The following is a 2,381-nucleotide window of genomic DNA, read 5'->3' as shown; positions in this document are numbered from 1 at the left end:
GGGTAGGAGAACGTCGGGATCGGGCCGGGGCCCGTCGAGCCCGCCCGGTCGTCCTTGTCGTCGTTCAGGACGTACGAGCCCCCGATGATCGCGCCGATCACGGCGAGCGGGACCAGGCAGCCGAGGATGCCGCCCTTCTTCTGTCCGCCGGCGACGGTGATGCGCAGGTACACCGTGCCCTCGCCCAGCCGTGCGGCGACGAGTTCGCCGTGGCGGCAGGGGCGGACGCTGAGGTGGGCGGGGCCGGTCGGCAGCGTGACGGTGATGATCACGCCCTGGGCCGCCTGCTGCGGGGTCAGGGTGAGGGGGATCTCGGAAGGCGCTGGCGAGGACACGGGCTGCTCCAGGGGAGGTGGGACTGCGGTTCGCCGAGGACTGCCTCTATGACGTGTACACGGCGGCGGACGGTTGCACTCCGCTCGACGGCGCACGGACGGGCGGACGGACTCAGGCGGCGCCCGGACACCTCGCCCTCAGCTCGCCCTTCACCACCTTCCCGCTCGCGTTCCTCGGCAGCTCGGTCACGAACTCGACCTCCCTCGGCACCTTGAAGTTCGCCATCTCCCGCCGCGACCAGGCGATCAGGTCGTCCGCCGTGACCCTCGCGCCCGGCCTCCGGACCGCGAACGCCTTGCCCACCTCCCCCAGCCTCGGGTCCGGGATGCCGATGACGGCGACGTCCGCGACGTCCGGGTGGAGGCCGAGGAGCTGTTCGATCTCGGCCGGATAGGCGTTGAAGCCGCCCACGATGAACATGTCCTTGAGGCGGTCGGTGATGCGCAGGTTGCCCTCCTCGTCGAGGACGCCGATGTCTCCCGTGTGGAGCCAGCCGTCCTCGTCGATCGCCGCCGCCGTCTCCGCCTCGTCCTCGAAGTAGCCGGCCATCACGTTGTGGCCGCGCACCAGGACCTCGCCCGTCGACGAGACGCGGACCTCCGTGCCGGGGATCGCGCGGCCCGACGTGGTGGCCACCGTCGCGGCCGGGTCCTCGCGGCGGCACATGGTGACGATGCCGCTCGCCTCGGAGAGGCCGTACGCCGTGAGGACCGTGCCGACGCCCAGGTCGGAGCGGAGGCGCTCGACGAGGCGCAGGGGGACCACCGCCGCGCCCGTGACGACGAGGCGGAGGGTGGAGAGGTCGTGGCCCCCGCGGGCCGGGTGGTCCAGGAGGGACTGGTGGAGGGTGGGCGGACCGGGGAGGACGGTGACGCGCTCGGCGGCGATGTTGGCGAGGACCGTGTCGACCGTGAAGACCGACTGCGGGACGATCACTGCCCCCCGCATCAGGCAGGCGAGGATCCCGGCCTTGTAGCCGAAGGTGTGGAAGAAGGGGTTGACCACGAGATAGCGGTCGCCCTCGCGCAGGCCCGCGAGCTCGGACCAGATCGCGTAGCACCGCAGGCTCTGGGCGTGGCTGATGACGGCGCCCTTGGGACGGCCGGTGGTGCCGGAGGTGTAGATGATGTCCGAGGGGGCCGCGGGGTCGATGGCGGCGGCCCGCGCGCGGACCCGGCCCGCCGGGACGGTGTCCCCCTCGGCCAGGAACTCCTTCCAGGTCGTCCACTCCTCGGGCGCGGTGTCGCCGAGGACCACGACCCTCTCCAGGTCCGGGAGCGCGACCCCGGAGCGGCGCAGGGAGGCCACGTACGAGGTACCGAGGAAGGTGCCGGTGACGAAGAGCAGCCGGGCGCGGGAGCGCTGGAGGACGTACGCCGCCTCGGTGCCCTTGAAGCGGGTGTTCAGCGGGACGAGGACGGCGCCGGCGGTGACGGCGCCGAGCGCGGAGACGATCCAGTCGAGGGTGTTGGGAGCCCAGATCGCGACCCGGTCCCCCACCCGTATGCCGGTGGCGAGACAGGCGGCCGCGGCCCGTTCGACGCGTTCGCCGAGTTCGGCGTAGCTGACGCGGTTGCGGCCGTCGACGACGGCCTCCCGCGCGCCGTACCGCTCGGCGGCCGCTCGGACGAGACCGGGGATCGTGCCCCACTCCAGGTCGCCGCGCATGTCCATACCCAACCTCCTGTAGCTGACTATCCGTCAGATTAGTTGTAGCCTGACGTGCTGTCAGCAGTGCTGCCCCATGAGGAGGTTCGGTGCTCAAGGACGCCACGGCCATCGTCGGCATAGGTCAGACCGCCTTCGCGAAACAGCTCCCCGAGACGGAGAGGACACTCGCCTGCCGGGCGATCCTCGCCGCGCTCGACGACGCCGGGATCGAACCCTCCGAGGTCGACGGCTTCGCCTCGTACACGATGGAGGAGACCGACGAGGTCGAGGTCGCCAAGGCCATCGGCGCCGGCGACGTCACCTTCTTCTCCAAGGTCGGCTACGGCGGCGGCGAGATGGCCGACGGTGGCGCAGGAACCGCCGCCGCCGTCGCC

The 2,381-nt window shown here is 71.8% G+C and carries 1 protein-coding gene and 2 pseudogenes; 1 reads left to right on the top strand and 2 read right to left on the bottom strand.

The window, feature by feature from the left end:
• Both AOK00_RS36215 and AOK00_RS36210 read right to left on the bottom strand, forming a co-directional pair.
• Window positions 1-335: pseudogene (locus tag AOK00_RS36215) on the bottom strand (hypothetical protein); the annotation flags it as partial.
• A gap of 112 nt (window positions 336-447) precedes the next feature.
• Complete coding sequence (locus AOK00_RS36210; RefSeq protein WP_055604327.1) at window positions 448-2,004, bottom strand: FadD3 family acyl-CoA ligase; 1,557 nt, start codon at window positions 2,002-2,004, stop codon at window positions 448-450.
• Between the two features lie 89 nt (window positions 2,005-2,093).
• Between AOK00_RS36210 and AOK00_RS36205 the strand changes: the two are divergent.
• A pseudogene (locus AOK00_RS36205) lies at window positions 2,094-2,381 on the top strand (lipid-transfer protein); the annotation flags it as partial.

The organism is Streptomyces aureus, from assembly GCF_001418135.1.
In the GTDB taxonomy this organism is placed as follows: domain Bacteria; phylum Actinomycetota; class Actinomycetes; order Streptomycetales; family Streptomycetaceae; genus Streptomyces; species Streptomyces aureus_A.
This window is presented reverse-complemented; position numbering and strand designations above follow the sequence as displayed.